This window comes from Stutzerimonas xanthomarina DSM 18231 (assembly GCF_900129835.1).
GTDB classification, from domain to species: domain Bacteria; phylum Pseudomonadota; class Gammaproteobacteria; order Pseudomonadales; family Pseudomonadaceae; genus Stutzerimonas; species Stutzerimonas xanthomarina.
Window position 1 is genome coordinate 17,249 of the sequence record NZ_FQXA01000007.1, and the last position, 14,621, is coordinate 31,869.

Below are 14,621 nucleotides of genomic sequence, written 5' to 3' on the forward strand. Positions count from 1 at the left end.
CAGTCATATATCGACAGGCAGTAATGGCACTTTAATGGCGTCAGGCGAATGGCGGCAACAAATTTGTTTTCGTTGCCGCAGCCGTTCCGATCAGCGGGCAGTAATCGGCTGTTTAGCGGGTTGCACCCGTGGACGCGGCGAGCGCTGCAGCCAGGAAGCCAGAAGCCTGGTGGACAGCGGAATGAACAGGTAAGTCATCAGCGGGGTCAGGGCCAGGGTGCTGATCAGTATCCGCAGCACCAGACTCACCTCGCCGAGCATGCCGCCGAACAGCGTATTAAACAGCAGCGAGACCGGAAAGAACGCTAGCCAAATCGCAACGCTTTGCTTCCAGCGCGGCGGCGACGGGCTATCGGTGCCGCCAAACCAGGCGTCAATGCCGCGTGCGCGGTGCTCGAGGGGCTGGCCGAAGAGCTCGCTGCCGCGCTGCAGCCAGGCCCGACGCGACGCCGAATGCCCCCAGTGGTCTAGGGTTTGCTCGTCGACGAAGCGGAAGACGATCTGAAATTCATCGTCGCCAGGCGGAGGCGCCAGTACGCCGGAGCCGAGGTAGCCGGGAAAGTCCGCGGCCAGTTCTTCGCCTTCATGCAACCAGGCGAGGAGGTCGTGGTAGCGGCCATCGCGCACGCGGCGGGCCACCATCAGGGTGACGGGTTCGGTAGACATCGTGTATCTCCAGCATCAGACCGGCCACCCGGATAGGGCATTCGGCAAACGCAGCGCCGGGATGGTGGGCTGCGCCTTCGGGGGATGCGAATTCTATTCCGTTTGCAGAGAAGCTCCAGCATTACTTCCCGCTGCAGGTGAACCGTTGAGCGGGCAACGAGTACGCGCCTGAAAAAAGGCGCCATCCAAACAGCCGCAACGCGGCGCGGTGCCAATGGCTTGCGCAAGGATGGGGCATTCGCCTGTATGTGGTGCACAGCGTCTGGGCGTGCCACAGCATCGCGCGGTTCCGCCTCGGCTGGCTCGTGCGCTCAGCGAAACGCGAACCCTCGCCGGCAGTTCAGGTCCGTTGAAGGACGAGCCTGAGCCGTCGGAGCATGTCCATGCAACGTTTCACCTTGCTGTCGCTGGGCAGCATCAACGCTGACTTCCAAGTGCGGGTCGACGAGCCTGCAGGCAGTCGCGAAACCCAGCTGGCCCATGACCTGTGTCGCCTGTCCGGCGGCAAGGCCAGCAATACGGCGTATCTCGGCGCTCGTTTCGGGCACCGCAGCCTGTTACTCGGCCGCGTCGGTGACGACGAGCTGGCCGAACAGGCACTCGACCCGCTGCGTCAGGCTGGCGTTGAGGTGGATAACGTCGGGCGCGCCGGCGGTCAGTCCACTGGCGTGTCGATGATCATGGTGCCGCCGGATGGGAAGAAAAACATCGTCCTGGCGACTAATGCCAACGACTGCTGGGACGACGCGGCCATCGAAGCCATGGCCGCCGCCATCGACGGTTGCGCAACGCCCGCCTGCCTGGTACTCGATTACGAAGTACCAGCGCCGGTGGTACGCCAGGCGCTGGAAGCGGCAACTCGAAAGGGCATTCAGGCGGTGCTCGACCCGTCCTTCCCCGACCGTGTGGAGCAGGCGCTGTTGCCCAGGCTGTACGCGATCACACCGAACGTCTCGGAAGCCGAAGGGCTGGTTGGCCATTCGCTCGACACCCTGGACCAGCTCGCGAATGCCGCGCGTCAACTGCAGCGCGACGGGCCTGCCGTGGTGTGCATCAAGCTCGGCGATGGCGGCTGCGTGCTGACGACGGCTGACCAGACCCTGCACATCCCGCCGGGCGACGTAGAACCGGTCGATACCACCGGCGCTGGCGATGCCTTTACCGGCGTGTTCGCCGTGGCTTTGCTCGAAGGCCTTGAGCCACGGGAGGCCGCCGCCTGGGGCGTGGCTGCGGCGAAACTTGCCGTCACGGGTTATGGCTCGCAGCCCGCGTATGCCGATCGACAACGGGTGATCGAGCTGGCGCAAAAGCTGCTCGAGAACGCGAGGAGGCTGGATGGCTGAGCCGAACACGCGATGCCAGATCGTCTTCGAGCATTACGACCGCGGCGATGAGCGAAGGCGCGAAGCCTTGCTCGCGCTGGGCAACGGAGTCTTGTCGTGGCGGGCCAGTGCGCCGGAAGCTTCCGCAACGCCCCGTGCGGATGACAGCGCACACTACGCGGGTTTCTACCGCGCCGGCTGGTATGACGAGGCGCCGCGCGAGGTCAATGGTGACTCGGTGCAGATGGCGGCACTGGTCAACTTGCCGGACCCCTTCGGTCTCAGCTTCGCGTTAGATAATGGCGATTGGTTCAGCCTCGATAGGATCGACCTGCGGCGCTATCGGCAAACGCTGAGCCTGGACACCGGCGTGCTCGAACGGCACCTCGAATTCGATCTGGCTGATTACCGGGTGAGGTTGCTGGAACGTCGTCTGGTCAGCATGGCGACGCCCAATCTTGCCGTGCTGCGCTGGGAGCTGCAGTTGCCGCCCGGCCTCAAGCTGCGCCTGCGTACAGTGCTGGACGGTGGCGTACGCAACGCCGGGGTTCGCCGCAACCGTGCCTATGAAGGACAGCGATTGCAGCACCTTGCCTTCGACCATGACGAGAAGGGCGCGGCCGCACTTAGCGCCCGGCTGCACGACCATCGCCGTCGACTGGCGATGGCGACAGAGATCAGGACGCCCGAGCAACCCCTGCAATGGCGCGCCACCCTCGATGATCATCGGCTGATCCAGCAGACGGACTGCAGCGTGCCGGACAGCGGTCGGCTGATCATCGAGAAGTGCGCGGTAGTGCTGGTCTACGAGGAACGACCCGCAACCGACGACGGCGCGCGTGTCGAGGCACAGCGACAGTTGCCATGTGACGGCTATTTGCAATTGGAACAGGCGAGCACCGAAGCCTGGCAAAGGCTGTGGCAGGGGCTCGCGCTCACAGCGGACGATCCGCAGCTGCAGCATGCGCTGCACTTTCATGCCTTTCACCTGCTGCAAACCGTGTCGCCACTCAGCGTTGGGCGTGACCTTGGCTTTCCGCCTCGGGGTTGGATGGAAGGCTATTACGGCCAGGTATTCTGGGACGAGCTGTTCGCCTACCCGGTACTCGCCACTCATTGGCCCGAACTCGCCAGAAGCCTGCTCAACTACCGTTATGCGCGCCTCGACAAGGCGCGCGAACGGGCCCGTCGCGCAGGGCTGCGGGGGGCCATGTTTCCCTGGCGCAGCGCACGCACGGGCGAGGAAGAGACGCCGCCATGGCAGTGCAACCCGATGTCCGGTCGCTGGATGGCTGACCACACCCACCTGCAGCGGCATATCGGTTCAGCTGTGGCGTACGACGCCTGGCAGCTGTATCTGGCCACCGCTGACGAGGCATTGCTGGCCGGACCGGTCGGTGAGTTGATCATTGAAGTGGCGCGTTTCTGGGCCAGCCTGGCGCAGTTCGATGCGTCGCGGCAGCGCTACCTGATCTGCGGTGTAATCGGCCCTGACGAATATCACAACAGCTACCCGGACGCGGTAGAGCCGGGGTTGAACAACAACACTTACACCAATCTGATGGCGGCCTGGACGCTCGGCCGCGCGCGGCAGGTGCTGGCGTTGCTCAGCGAGGCCGATGCAACCGCGCTACAGCGACGGCTGGCGTTGGAACCGGACGAGCCGGAACACTGGCAAGCGATCGCAGAAGGTCTTTACCTGCCCTTCGTCGACGATCAATCGCTCAGCCAGTTCGAAGGTTTCGACAAGCTGGAAGCGCCATCGCAGGAGTGGCTGCACGGTGACCGGCCACGGTTGGACTGGATGCTCGAAGCGCGGCATGACAGCTGCGATCGCTACCAGCTGACCAAACAGGCCGATGTGCTGATGGCCTATCATCTGCTACCCCGGCAGACCCTGCAGCAGATCCTTGAGCGTCTGGGTTACCGCCATGACATGGCCTGCACACGCCACACCGTCGCCTATCATCTCGCCCGCATCACCCATGAGTCGAGTTTGTCGAAGGTTGTCTGCGCCGGTGCGCTGGCGGGTATCGACAGCGAGGCGTCCTGGTCCTACTACCAGCAGGCCCTGGCCACCGATCTGGGTTCGCCAGGCAACAGCGGCACTCAGGAAGGCATCCATCTCGGCGCCTTGTGCGGCTCGCTCGACGTGATGCAGCGCCATTACCTTGGGGTGCGTCTGGAGCTTGATGGGTTACACATTTTCCCGTCGCCACCGCCGCAGTTGCGGCAGATAGCGCTGTCGCTGGTGTTCCGGCAGGCGCGCCTGCATCTGCAGCTGACTGACGGCTCGCTGTGGGTTCGCGCCGCCCATGAAAACTCGGGTTCGGTGCCGCTGCACTATGCTCAAGGCAGGTGCCAGCTGGGGCCGGGCGAGTCGCTCGAGATCGTCATCCCGCCGGCGCAGGGTCGCTCGGCAACGCATTGAAACACGCCAGTACGTCGATCCAGCGGAACGTCCGGTCCAGAGCCCGTTCCATAACAGAACGTGCCAGACAAGGAGACGCAGTGATGATGGAGGTCGGGAGCGCTCGCCGATGGCTGGATGGGTTGGGCTGGGTGGTGATCTATACGTTGGTCTGGGCACTTTTCAGCGAAGGTGGCGGATGGTCGCTGGGCGTACCGACCATCCTGTTGGCCGCAGGGCTTTCAGTCTGGTTAGGGTTGCGGCCCTGGCACCCGTCGCTGCGGGCGCTGCCTGGGTTTGTCGGTTTCTTTCTCGGCAGGATGGCCGCTGGCGCCTGGGATGTGGCCGTGCGTGCGGTTCATCCACGCCGACCGCTGCAGCCCGCGTGGCTCGACTACCCAATTGCTAGCTCTTCGCCTCAGGTGCGGCTGGTGCTCTCTGCGCTGGTCGGCCTGCTGCCCGGCACCTTGGCCTCGCGAGTGGAGGGCGACCAGATGCGCGTGCATGTGCTTGATGAGCGCCAGCCGTGGAAACCCACCGTGAGCGAACTCGAACAGCGACTTGAGCAGCTGCTGGTGCGGGGGCGCTCGCATTGATGGCGGTGTACGCGTCCCTGCTGCTGCTAACCATCATCATCGGGCTCGGCCGCGTGGTGTTGGGGCCGGGTCGGGTGGATCGGCTGCTGGCGATCCAGCTGTTCGGCACCACCGGCACGGCCTTGCTGTTGGTGCTTGCTCAATGGCAACACCAGCCGGCGTTACGTGACGTGGCGCTGTTGCTGGGGTTACTCGCAGCGGTCGCAAGCGCCGCGCTGGTGCAATTGCTGCGCAGGGGCCGACATGACTGAGCTGCTGCTGGATGGCCTCAGCTGGCTGCTGCTGATTGGCGGTCTGCTGTTTTTCGTGGCGGGCAGTATCGGTCTGCTGCGCTTTCCCGACACCGTCAGCCGTCTGCATGCCTTAACCAAGGCGGACACCCTGGGCCTCGGGCTGGTGATTGCCGGCCTCTCGCTGCGTGCCGACAGCCTATGGGAGGTCGGGCAGATGGTGCTGGTCTGGCTGTTGCTGCTGGCCTCCAGCGCCACCGCCTGCCAGTTGCTGGCGCGACAGGCCGGTGAGGAGCCACGCGATGACTGAATGGCTGTTCGACGGGGTGCTTGGGCTGCTGCTGTTGGGGCTCGCCTTTGGCGCGCTGCATGGTCGTAACCTCTACACCAGCGTGCTGCTGTTCATCGCCTTCGGCCTCGCGCTGGCGTTGATCTGGGCGCGCCTGGGCGCAGCGGACCTGGCGCTGGCCGAAGCGGCGATTGGCGCCGGACTGACGGGCGTTCTGCTGTTCACCGCACTGGCGCGCCAGCCCGGGCCGGCGGATCTGCCAGATGCCACCGGTACGCGACTGCGCCTGGGCGCCGCGGCTGTGGTGCTGCCAATGCTGATCCTGCTGGTGCAAGGGCTGGCACCACTGAGTGAGGTAGAGCCGCGTATGCCGGCGCTGATCACACAGCATCTGGATGAGACCGGTGTCAGCCACCCGGTAACCGCCGTGCTGCTGAACTACCGCGCCTGGGACACGTTGCTCGAACTGGCCGTCCTGCTGCTGGCGCTGCTTGGCGCTCGGCAACTGGGGCCGCGACCGCTGGATCTGGCCGAGCCCTGGCCGCTTCTACGAGCCTGGGCGCGCGTGCTCGCCCCGCTGCTGGTGCTGGCTGCCGGCTACATTCTTTGGCGCGGAGCCAGTGCGCCAGGTGGCGCCTTTCAGGCTGGGGCGCTACTGGCCTCGGGTGTGGTGCTGCTGCGCTTGTCGGGCTTGGTGCCACGGTTGCGCTGGTCATTCACGCCGTTGCGCTTGCTGGTGCTGGGCGGCCTGCTGGTGTTTATCGGTGTTGCGTTGATGACCGCCTGGCTGGGCGAGGGCTGGCTGACTTACCCAAGCGGGGCGACCAAGCTGCTCATCGTCCTGATCGAGAGCGTAGCGACCCTGTCGATCGCTGCGAGCCTCAGCCTGCTGGTGGTGGGCGAAGGGGAGGACGTCTCCTCATGAGCAGCAGCCTGTTCTGGATGATCATCGGTGCAACGCTCTGGCTACTGGGGCTGCACGGCCTGCTGACATTGCGTCATGCACTGCGCCGGATCATCGCTTTCAACCTGATGGGCAGTGGCGTGTTTCTGGTGATGATTGCCCTGGCGGCGCGCAGCCAGCCGAGCGATCCGCTGCTGATAGCGCTGGTGGTGACCGGGCTGGTGGTGGCGGTCAGCGCCACCGCCCTGGCGTTGCGGTTGGCCGGCGTGGCGCAAGTTCCGGAGCATTCAAAGCGTCAGCAGGAGCCGCGACAATGAATGCGGCGTTGCTGAGCCTGTCCCTACCGCTGCTTGCTGCTCTGCTGCTGGTGTTGCTGCGGCCGGCGCGCAGCGGCCTCTGCGTGATCCTGATGAGCGCTGCCAGCCTGACCGCTGCGGCGTTTGCCTTGCAGCAGGCGATCAGCCTCGGGCCGCAGCTGTTGCAGATCGGCGGTTGGGAGACACCGCTGGCGATCCGGTTTCAGCTGACCCCGCTCACCGCGCTGCTGATGGTCTTTACCGCCGGCTTGCATCTATTGGTCGCGCTCTATGCAGCGCGCAGCCCGCACGCCACTGGCAACGAGGATTACTGGCCGTTGTCCTGCCTGTTGCATGCGTCGCTGGTCGCATTGTGGCTATCGGCGGACCTGTTCAACCTGTACGTCACGCTTGAATTGCTGAGCCTCTGTGCCGTGGCGCTGGTGGCACTGGCCGGGCGCAAGGCCTATCGGCCGGCCTTCAACTACCTGATGCTGTCGCTGGCCGGGTCGCTCGCTTACCTGTTTGGCGTGGCGTTGTTCTATGGCCGCTACGGTGTGCTCGATGTGCTGGTGCTGGCCGAGTTGACCGAGGCTGACAACACGACCCGCCTGGCGCTATTGCTGATGAGTGTCGGGCTGATGCTCAAGGCGGCATTGTGGCCGCTGCACCTGTGGTTGCCACCGGCGCATTCCGGCGCACCGACGGCGGTCAGCGCCTTGCTCTCCGCGCTGGTGGTCAAGGGACCGATCTATATCCTGTGGCTGATCTGGAGCCAGATCGCGCCACCGGAGCTGGGGCGTCAGGCCGGGTTTCTGTTCGCCGGGGCCGGCATCCTGGCGTTGATATCTGGAGGCTGGTCGGCGCTGCGCGCGCCGCGTCTGAAGATGCTGGTGGCCTATTCGACGGTTGCGCAGCTGGGCTATGCGCTGTTGGCGCTCGGCCTGCTGCTGCATTGGCAGGAGCCGCGAATGGAGGCGGCGCTGTGGCTGTTCATCCTGGCGCATGGGCTGGCCAAGGTGTCGATGTTCCTGGCTGCCGGCGAGCTGCAGCGGGTGCTGGGTACGCGTCGGGTACGCGCGCTGAAAGGTGCTAGCCAGAACATGCCGGTGGCCATGGCGACCTTCGCTGTCGCCGGCGGCAGCCTGATTGGTCTGCCGCCCAGTGGAGGCTTTCTTGCCAAGTGGCTGTTGCTGCAGCCGCTGTTCGAGCAACCGCAGCACTGGCCATGGGCTTTTGGTGTGCTGCTCGGCACGCTGATGTCGGCGGCCTATGTGTTCCGTGTGGTGGCGCTGGGCTTCGATCGTGCGCGGCCCAACCCACCCAGCGTCAAGCCTGATCCCGTTGCGCAATGGCTGGCGATGCTGCCGGCGCTGTTGGTGCTCAGTCTGGCGCTGATCAGCGAGCCCTTGCTGCTCTGGCTCGGAGGGGTGGCGCGATGAACTGGACCCATTGGTTACCGTTGGCCATCGTGCTCAGCTCGCTGGTGCCGGGCCTTCTGATCTTCACCCTGCACGAAGACCAGCATCGGTTGCGGGTCACGCTCAACCTCAGTGGCGTGGTGATCAAGCTGCTGCTGGTGGCGGCGATGATCTATGGCGTGAGCAAAGGCCTGGAGTTTCGCTTCAGTCTGCCATTCCTTCCCGGCGCGCCGCTGGTGCTGCAGGGCGATGCGCTGTCGCTGTTGTTCGTCGCACTGTCGTCGGTGCTGTGGCTGGCCACTACCATTTACGCCATTGGCTACCTTGAAAATTCTCCGTTGCAGTCGCGCTTCTTCGGTTACTTCAGCCTTTGCGTGAGCGCCACCGTAGGCCTGGCGCTGGCGGGCAATCTGGTCAGCTTTCTGTTGTTCTACGAGATGCTGACCTTGGCGACGTTCCCGCTGGTGGTGCATCGCGGCACGCCCGAAGCGCTGCGCGCCGGGCGCGTCTATCTGGCCTACACCGTGGGCGGTGGTGCGTTGGTATTGATGGGCGTGGCGCTGCTGCATGGCCTGGCCGGCGGGCAGGACTTCCAGCCGGGCGGCTACTTGCTGGCGGCGGTGGGCGAGCACGACCTGGCGTTGCGCGTCGCCTTCGTCCTGCTGGTTGCCGGGCTTGGGGTCAAGGCCGCGCTGATTCCCTTGCATGGCTGGCTGCCGAAGGCGATGGTGGCGCCAGCACCCGTCAGCGCGCTGCTGCATGCGGTGGCGGTGGTCAAGGCTGGTGCGTTCGGAATTATCCGGGTGGTCTATGACGTTTATGGCGCTGAGGCCATGGAGCAGCTGGACATGGCCGGGCCGCTGCTCTGGCTGGCCACGGCGACCATCCTCTATGGCTCGATGCGCGCCCTCCAGCAGCAGGAGCTGAAAAAGCGCCTGGCCTACTCGACCATCAGCCAGGTGTCTTACGTGACCCTTGGCGTCGCCTTGCTCGGGCCCATCGCGGCAGTGGGCGGGCTGGCCCATCTGGTCCATCAGGGGCTGATGAAGGTCACGCTGTTCTATTGCGCGGGCAATTTCGCCGAAACCCTTGGCATCCATCGTGTTCGCGAAATGGACGGTGTCGGCCGGCGCATGCCGCTGACCATGACGGCGTTCAGTATCGGTGCGCTGGGCATGATCGGCATTCCGCCGATTGCTGGCTTCGTCAGCAAGTGGTCGCTGGGCATGGGCGCGCTGGAGGTCGGGCAGGATTGGGTGCTGCTGGTGTTGATGGGCTCGGCGCTGCTCAACGCCGGCTATTTCCTGCCGCTCCTGTGGCGTGGCTGGTTCGCCGAACCGGCTGACTGGCACGAAGACAACTGGCGCGAGGAGCGCTGGGAAACCCACTGGATGTTGTTGCTCCCCGCGGTCTTCACCGCCTTTTTGTCAGTGCTGGTGGGCGTGCTGGCCGGCACGGCGCTGAGCCCGCTGGGCTGGGCGCAATTGATCGTCAACCGCGAGTTCGCGCTATGAGTGGCGCCTGGCTCTGGATGCTGGTGTCGCTTGCGCCGCTTTTGGCGGCGACCAGCCTGGCGATCTGGCGCGAGCGCGCCATCGGCTGGCTGTGGCTGGCCTGTGTTCCGGCGCTGATGTTGGTCGTTCAGCCGATGCCTACGCTGGATCTGCCGATGCTCTGGGAGGGCGTGCGCTGGGGCGCCGATGATGCACTTTCCCGCGCCTGGCTGGCGTTCACGGCGTTGCTGTGGGGCTGTGCAAGCGTCTTCGCCAGCAGCAGTCAGAGGGATGATTCAAAGCGGCTGCGCTTCTGGACGTTCTGGCTGGTGGCACTGGCCGGCAATCTGTTGCTGATCATCGCCACTGATGCGCTGAGCTTCTACCTCGGTTTCAGCGCCATGAGCCTCGCTGCCTACGGGTTGATCACTCATCAGGGCGGCCCCGGCCCTCGCCGCGCCGGGCGGCTGTACCTGCAGCTGGCGATCTCCGGTGAGATGGCCTTACTGGCCGCTCTGATGCTGCGCAGCCATGCGGCTGGCGGCGACTTCTCGTTCGCCGCCTGGCAAACGCTGCCCATGGATGGCCTGACGCTGATCCTGTTGCTGGCGGGACTGGGGCTCAAGGCCGGTTTCTGGCCACTGCACGTCTGGTTGCCTCTGGCCCATCCAGCAGCACCTGCACCGGCCAGCGCGGTGCTGTCCGGGGCGATGCTTAAGGCCGGTCTGCTGGGCATCTGGCGATGCCTGCCCGAAAGCGATCCGTTGCTGTCCAGCTGGGCGGACGTGCTGCTCGCCATGGGCATCTTCGGTGCCGTCTATCCGGCACTGCTCGGCCTCGTTGCGGGCAAGGCCAAAGCGGTGCTGGCCTATTCATCGGTCAGTCAGATGGGCTATCTGGTAATGCTGCTGGCCCTCGCCTGGCGGCATCCCGAGCAACGGCAGGCGATGACCGTCGTGCTGATGCTCTACGGCGTGCATCACGGCCTGGCCAAGGGGGCTCTGTTTCTCGCGGCGGGTTTGATCCACGCCGGTCACCTACCGCGTATCGGCTGGGCGCTGCTGGCGCTGCCGGCACTGGCAATCGTCGGTTTGCCGCTGACCAGCGGCGGAGCAGTAAAAACGGCGCTGAAAGAGGTCTGGCATGCCGGTGAGTTCGAAGGCTGGCTGGTCTGGCTGAGCCTCAGCAGCCTGACCACGTCGCTGCTGTTGATCCGCGCGCTGTGGCTGCTATGCCGGGATGCCCGCGATGCGCCAGTGAACCGCCCACCGTTACCTCAGCTGTTGCCCTGGGCATTGCTCAGCAGTTGCTCGTTACTCTTGCCCTGGCTGTGGCCCGCCCTGCGCGAGCCGATGCTGCATGGCCTCAATCCAAGCGGCATCTGGGCGGCGTTATGGCCGCTGTTGCTGGCGCTGGGTTTGGCTGGCTTGGCATGGCACCGCGGCTGGAAGGTTCCGACACGCCTGACGAATCTGCCCAACCCGGCGCTGACGCTCTCGCTACAACTACGACATCTGGTTCTACACCCGCCGATCGCTGTGCCAACCGCTCACCCGAATGCCTCGCGCTGGCGACAACGGGAACGCCGCTGGAACCGCTTCTGGAGCATCGGCGCGCTGACCATGAGCGCCTGGCTGCTGGCCGCTTTGCTGTGGTTGGGTTGGTTGTGGTGATTCAGGAATAACGTTTCGGTTAATTTATGTGCCGATGCGAACTGCAGTAGGTCGGACATGCAGCGCCTATGTCCTAGTAATAATTATTCGATAAATTAAAAAGGCGCCAACGGCGCCTTGAATTGAAGCGTTAACTTCAGACCGCGCCGAGTCCGGTGCGGTCGCTGCCGTCTTCGGCCACCAGCTGCCCAAGCGGAGTACGGTCGAAACCATCATCTGCAACCTGATCACTGATCGGTGTGTGGTCGAAGCCGTCTTCTGCAATCTGGTCACTGATCGGCGTGAGATCGAAACCATCTTCTGCAAACTGTTCGCCAAGCGGGGTACGATCAAAGCCGTTTTCCGAAACGCTGCGGTCGGTGATGACGTGCTTCTGTACGGTTTCGGCGCCCTGCGCTTCGCCCAAGATAGGCTGAGGATGGCTTGGTGGGATTGCAAAGGCACTGGACGCGATGCTGGCCAGAATCGCACTTGTAAGTAGTTTTTTCATGAGAATGTCCTTCGGTAGTAGTGGGGTACGGGACCTATGCTACGAGCGAGGGCAAACGGGACAAACATGAGCGTATCAATAGTACAAATCGACGAATGTGATATCCCGAAGACAACGTCTTTATTGATTAACTCAGCCAATCATTTAATTTAATTAAACCGATAGTTAGTGTCGTCATTTATCTCACGGTTTCGCCTTGGATGGCTGAGCGTACCGGTTGGGGCTTACCGATGGCGGCCATGCTGCGGTCGTGTAAACGCACCAGCAGCGTCATAGCGGTGAGGCTGCCGAGCAGTGCGCAGAACATGTCGGCCTGGGTGTCCCACTGATCACCCTGCATGCCGAGAAAGGCTTTGGCCCCCTGACCAAGCGCAAGGGCCGTCCCCCATTCGACCAGTTCGTAAACGGCGCTGAGCATCATGGCCATGCTCACGCAAACAAACGGCAATAGGTGCTTGCCATGAACCCGGTCCTTGCGCACCAGCAGCTCCCGCGCGATCAGCGCAGGCACAACGCCCTGGAAGAAATGCCCAACGCGATCGTAGTGGTTGCGACTGAGGTCCAGCCAGTCCTGAAGCCAGAAGCCCACCGGCACGCGGGCGAAGGTGTAATGGCCGCCCGCAATCAGTCCCAGCGCCTGGACGGCCAGTAACAGATACAGCAGGGACGAAAGCGGAAACCGCTGGTGGTTGTACACCAGCGCCGGTAGCAAGAAGGCCACCGGTAAGACTTCCAGCAGCCAGGTGGTGCGGTCGTGCGGATTGATCGCGGATACCATCAGCGCAAGTACAACGAGGCAAACCAGGGTTTTGAGCAACAGCGGGCGGTGCATTCAACCTGCCTTTTCGGAATCGGGTGCCTGTGCAATGGACCGCGAAACCGGGGCGATGACTGCTGCGAAAGCGCGAAACGCTTCCTTGCTGGCCGCGCGCAGCCGTCAGGGCAGGGCTTTTTCGGCGTAGGTGCGGGTCGCCAGTCCGAGCTGGGCGCGGAAGCTTTCCATGTCGAACATGGTGCAGATCTCGCGGACTTGCAGGCCTGGCGTCAGGGTCCAGAACGCCATCGCCGAAATGCTCATGACCTTGTCACTGGGTGGGTAGCCGAGCGCGGGAGTTTCGATGGTGCCGATCAAGGTGCTCCAAGTGACTACCTTATCGCCCTCAGCTACACACTCCTCGACGACCACTTCGAGCTCGGGCATGGCGGTACGGATCTGGGTCACCATCGCGGCGAACTCGGGGCTGGCCATCGGATGGCCGACGAAGGAACTCTTGTAGAGGAAATCCTTGCTGTGCAGCTTCTCGGCAAGGGCCAGGTGCCCGCGGTTCCAGCTCAGCTCGATGTGCTGGCGGACCAGCCGTTTGTTGTCGTCCAGTGACATCTGTCGCATCCGGTAAGTGATTTGGCCAGGAACTGTAGCAGCCAGTCTTGCTGCTGGCATCCATCGTCAGGGCCCTTCGTCGGGTCAGTCAGCAGAGCTGGCCTCTCCGATCACCTGCGGCGCCAGAAAATATGCATGGATGTCGGCGAACGGCTGACATTGTAGTTCGGGAGATGTGTCCGGCTTTCAGCATGCTGATAACGTCAGTCTGTGGTATGCAGGGTGATGCTGGGATTCGCCGACTCAGACGCAACGAGCCGCGATAGCTATCGCAGATTTGAATCCGTTTTGACGACCATCGCATCCGCTGCCGGCGACTGGCGAGGAGCAGGTGTCGGGGAATCTGCCGGTTCGCTAGACGGATAACTCTGGCGCAGGGGCGTTTGCTCGTGGCCGTCGATGGTCCAGGTAACGGTCGCCTCGATATGGCTGTCGGGCGCGATACCCAGCCGGTTGTTCAGCGGGCACTGGATTTCAGGCCCGCTGGTCAGCGAGCCCGATTGGCGACTGCGACTGGTGCCAGCTCCGCCTTGAGATCGCACCTCTAGCTGATAGTTAAGTCGGTGAGCTTCGGCGCTGCTGAAACACAACCGCAGATTCAAGCGGTCCGCTTCAGGCAGTAGCTCCAGGCGAGCGTCAACCGGCCCAGCGGCGGAGGCTAGCAGCATGGCGGCAAGGGTCGCTGTGAGCATAATCGGAGGGCCAAGGTCTGGATCACTGTTGAGTGACGGTGGCCGTGTTGCCGGTTCCCGTCTGCGAAATGACCGCTTTCATAAGCTCAGCGTTCTGAGTGATAGAGCCCTGGTTTGCCATGCCGACCTGATTGATGCGGGCCTCGTTGTAGCCGGCTAGCTGGTTGATGGCGGCGATGTTGTCATCGCCGGATTGCACAACGCTGGCCTGGTTGCCATCGAACCATTGCACCAACTCGACGCTATTGGAGTTGCCTGTCGACGAGCCGCGAAAACTGTTGTCTCGACCGCTCTGCTCGACCGTCAGCAGGTTATTGTCGCCTGCCTGATTGAACTCGACTTCACCAAACCGGTTGTACTGCGAAATCGTCGCGGTGTTCATATTGCCGTTCTGGGCCAGTTGAATATCGCTGCCATCGCCCTGCTCGATGCTGGCCCTGTTCTCGTCGCCGACCTGATACACAGCTGTCCAATTTCCGTTGTAAAAGCCGTCTTGGGTCATTACCAGCGAATTGCCGTTGCCAATCTGACGTGCCTCAGCCCGAGCGATACCATTTTGAATGGCCGAAATGGAATTATTATCGCCGATGCTGCTGATTTGCAGCTCATTAGTATACCAGTGCTGCTCGACCTCGGCGCGGTTGCCGGTGCCCTGCTGATAAACGTTGGCAGTTGAGAAGCGAGTTTCATCGCCTTGGTAGATAGAGGCGTTATTGCTGCCGATCTGCACGATACTGGCCACATTCAGCTCAGCGATA

The 14,621-nt window shown here is 63.4% G+C and carries 16 protein-coding genes; 10 read left to right on the forward strand and 6 right to left on the reverse strand.

What is annotated here, in order from left to right; all coding sequences use genetic code 11:
* Positions 1-90: 90 nt before the first annotated feature.
* On the reverse strand, positions 91-666 hold the full coding sequence (locus BUE09_RS16950; RefSeq protein ID WP_073302699.1) for an antibiotic biosynthesis monooxygenase: 576 nt from the start codon (positions 664-666) through the stop codon (positions 91-93).
* A gap of 383 nt (positions 667-1,049) precedes the next feature.
* On the opposite strand from BUE09_RS16950, the gene BUE09_RS16955 reads away from it, so the two are divergent.
* The 10 genes from BUE09_RS16955 (at position 1,050) to BUE09_RS17000 (ending at position 11,300) form a co-directional block, all read left to right on the forward strand.
* Entirely contained in the window at positions 1,050-2,009 is a 960-nt protein-coding gene (locus BUE09_RS16955; protein WP_073302701.1) for a PfkB family carbohydrate kinase, read from the forward strand.
* Positions 2,002-4,419: a glycoside hydrolase family 65 protein gene (locus BUE09_RS16960; protein WP_073302703.1), complete on the forward strand. Its 2,418-nt coding sequence runs from the start codon at positions 2,002-2,004 to the stop codon at positions 4,417-4,419. The genes BUE09_RS16955 and BUE09_RS16960 overlap by 8 nt, the downstream gene beginning before the upstream one ends.
* A gap of 83 nt (positions 4,420-4,502) precedes the next feature.
* Positions 4,503-4,994: a Na+/H+ antiporter subunit E gene (locus BUE09_RS16965; RefSeq protein WP_073302705.1), complete on the forward strand. Its 492-nt coding sequence runs from the start codon at positions 4,503-4,505 to the stop codon at positions 4,992-4,994.
* Entirely contained in the window at positions 4,994-5,245 is a 252-nt protein-coding gene (locus BUE09_RS16970; RefSeq protein ID WP_025240033.1) for an MrpF/PhaF family protein, read from the forward strand. The genes BUE09_RS16965 and BUE09_RS16970 overlap by 1 nt, the downstream gene beginning before the upstream one ends.
* On the forward strand, positions 5,238-5,534 hold the full coding sequence (locus BUE09_RS16975; RefSeq protein ID WP_073302707.1) for a cation:proton antiporter: 297 nt from the start codon (positions 5,238-5,240) through the stop codon (positions 5,532-5,534). The genes BUE09_RS16970 and BUE09_RS16975 overlap by 8 nt, the downstream gene beginning before the upstream one ends.
* A complete protein-coding gene (locus BUE09_RS16980) occupies positions 5,527-6,438 on the forward strand; it encodes a hydrogenase subunit MbhD domain-containing protein (RefSeq protein ID WP_073302709.1) in 912 nt (303 codons plus the stop codon). Before BUE09_RS16975 ends, BUE09_RS16980 begins: the two co-directional genes overlap by 8 nt.
* Entirely contained in the window at positions 6,435-6,734 is a 300-nt protein-coding gene (locus BUE09_RS16985; protein ID WP_073302711.1) for an NADH-quinone oxidoreductase subunit K, read from the forward strand. The genes BUE09_RS16980 and BUE09_RS16985 overlap by 4 nt, the downstream gene beginning before the upstream one ends.
* On the forward strand, positions 6,731-8,155 hold the full coding sequence (locus BUE09_RS16990) for a complex I subunit 5 family protein (protein ID WP_073302713.1): 1,425 nt from the start codon (positions 6,731-6,733) through the stop codon (positions 8,153-8,155). Before BUE09_RS16985 ends, BUE09_RS16990 begins: the two co-directional genes overlap by 4 nt.
* Complete coding sequence (locus tag BUE09_RS16995) at positions 8,152-9,648, forward strand: complex I subunit 5 family protein (protein WP_073302715.1); 1,497 nt, start codon at positions 8,152-8,154, stop codon at positions 9,646-9,648. Before BUE09_RS16990 ends, BUE09_RS16995 begins: the two co-directional genes overlap by 4 nt.
* The gene (locus tag BUE09_RS17000) at positions 9,645-11,300 is read left to right on the forward strand and encodes a proton-conducting transporter transmembrane domain-containing protein (protein ID WP_073302717.1); all 1,656 of its coding nucleotides are present in this window, start codon (positions 9,645-9,647) and stop codon (positions 11,298-11,300) included. Before BUE09_RS16995 ends, BUE09_RS17000 begins: the two co-directional genes overlap by 4 nt.
* Positions 11,301-11,436: 136 nt before the next feature.
* On the opposite strand, the gene BUE09_RS17005 is transcribed toward BUE09_RS17000, so the two are convergent.
* The 5 genes from BUE09_RS17005 to BUE09_RS17025 all read right to left on the reverse strand — a co-directional run bounded on the left by BUE09_RS17005 (position 11,437) and on the right by BUE09_RS17025 (position 14,605).
* A complete protein-coding gene (locus tag BUE09_RS17005) occupies positions 11,437-11,790 on the reverse strand; it encodes a hypothetical protein (protein WP_073302719.1) in 354 nt (117 codons plus the stop codon).
* A 178-nt stretch (positions 11,791-11,968) separates the two neighbouring features.
* The gene (locus BUE09_RS17010; protein WP_073302721.1) at positions 11,969-12,622 is read right to left on the reverse strand and encodes a DUF2238 domain-containing protein; all 654 of its coding nucleotides are present in this window, start codon (positions 12,620-12,622) and stop codon (positions 11,969-11,971) included.
* Between the two features lie 105 nt (positions 12,623-12,727).
* Positions 12,728-13,171, reverse strand: a complete 444-nt coding sequence (locus BUE09_RS17015; protein WP_073302723.1) for a ketosteroid isomerase-related protein — start codon at positions 13,169-13,171, stop codon at positions 12,728-12,730.
* A gap of 266 nt (positions 13,172-13,437) precedes the next feature.
* Entirely contained in the window at positions 13,438-13,839 is a 402-nt protein-coding gene (gene csgH, locus BUE09_RS17020; protein ID WP_231975557.1) for a curli-like amyloid fiber formation chaperone CsgH, read from the reverse strand.
* Between the two features lie 46 nt (positions 13,840-13,885).
* Entirely contained in the window at positions 13,886-14,605 is a 720-nt protein-coding gene (locus BUE09_RS17025; protein ID WP_159438402.1) for a hypothetical protein, read from the reverse strand.
* Positions 14,606-14,621 lie beyond the last annotated feature (16 nt).

What these genes read in the sequence shown, in the direction of transcription:
- BUE09_RS16990 (WP_073302713.1), top strand. Translation starts at nt 6,731, where the DNA reads ATGAATGCGGCGTTGCTGAGCCTGTCCCTACCGCTGCTTGCTGCTCTG.
- BUE09_RS16955 (WP_073302701.1), top strand. Translation starts at nt 1,050, where the DNA reads ATGCAACGTTTCACCTTGCTGTCGCTGGGCAGCATCAACGCTGACTTC.
- csgH (WP_231975557.1), bottom strand. Translation starts at nt 13,839, where the DNA reads ATGCTGCTAGCCTCCGCCGCTGGGCCGGTTGACGCTCGCCTGGAGCTA.
- BUE09_RS16950 (WP_073302699.1), bottom strand. Translation starts at nt 666, where the DNA reads ATGTCTACCGAACCCGTCACCCTGATGGTGGCCCGCCGCGTGCGCGAT.
- BUE09_RS17005 (WP_073302719.1), bottom strand. Translation starts at nt 11,790, where the DNA reads ATGAAAAAACTACTTACAAGTGCGATTCTGGCCAGCATCGCGTCCAGT.
- BUE09_RS16975 (WP_073302707.1), top strand. Translation starts at nt 5,238, where the DNA reads ATGACTGAGCTGCTGCTGGATGGCCTCAGCTGGCTGCTGCTGATTGGC.
- BUE09_RS16980 (WP_073302709.1), top strand. Translation starts at nt 5,527, where the DNA reads ATGACTGAATGGCTGTTCGACGGGGTGCTTGGGCTGCTGCTGTTGGGG.
- BUE09_RS16960 (WP_073302703.1), top strand. Translation starts at nt 2,002, where the DNA reads ATGGCTGAGCCGAACACGCGATGCCAGATCGTCTTCGAGCATTACGAC.
- BUE09_RS17015 (WP_073302723.1), bottom strand. Translation starts at nt 13,171, where the DNA reads ATGTCACTGGACGACAACAAACGGCTGGTCCGCCAGCACATCGAGCTG.
- BUE09_RS16985 (WP_073302711.1), top strand. Translation starts at nt 6,435, where the DNA reads ATGAGCAGCAGCCTGTTCTGGATGATCATCGGTGCAACGCTCTGGCTA.
- BUE09_RS17000 (WP_073302717.1), top strand. Translation starts at nt 9,645, where the DNA reads ATGAGTGGCGCCTGGCTCTGGATGCTGGTGTCGCTTGCGCCGCTTTTG.
- BUE09_RS16965 (WP_073302705.1), top strand. Translation starts at nt 4,503, where the DNA reads ATGATGGAGGTCGGGAGCGCTCGCCGATGGCTGGATGGGTTGGGCTGG.
- BUE09_RS16970 (WP_025240033.1), top strand. Translation starts at nt 4,994, where the DNA reads ATGGCGGTGTACGCGTCCCTGCTGCTGCTAACCATCATCATCGGGCTC.
- BUE09_RS16995 (WP_073302715.1), top strand. Translation starts at nt 8,152, where the DNA reads ATGAACTGGACCCATTGGTTACCGTTGGCCATCGTGCTCAGCTCGCTG.
- BUE09_RS17010 (WP_073302721.1), bottom strand. Translation starts at nt 12,622, where the DNA reads ATGCACCGCCCGCTGTTGCTCAAAACCCTGGTTTGCCTCGTTGTACTT.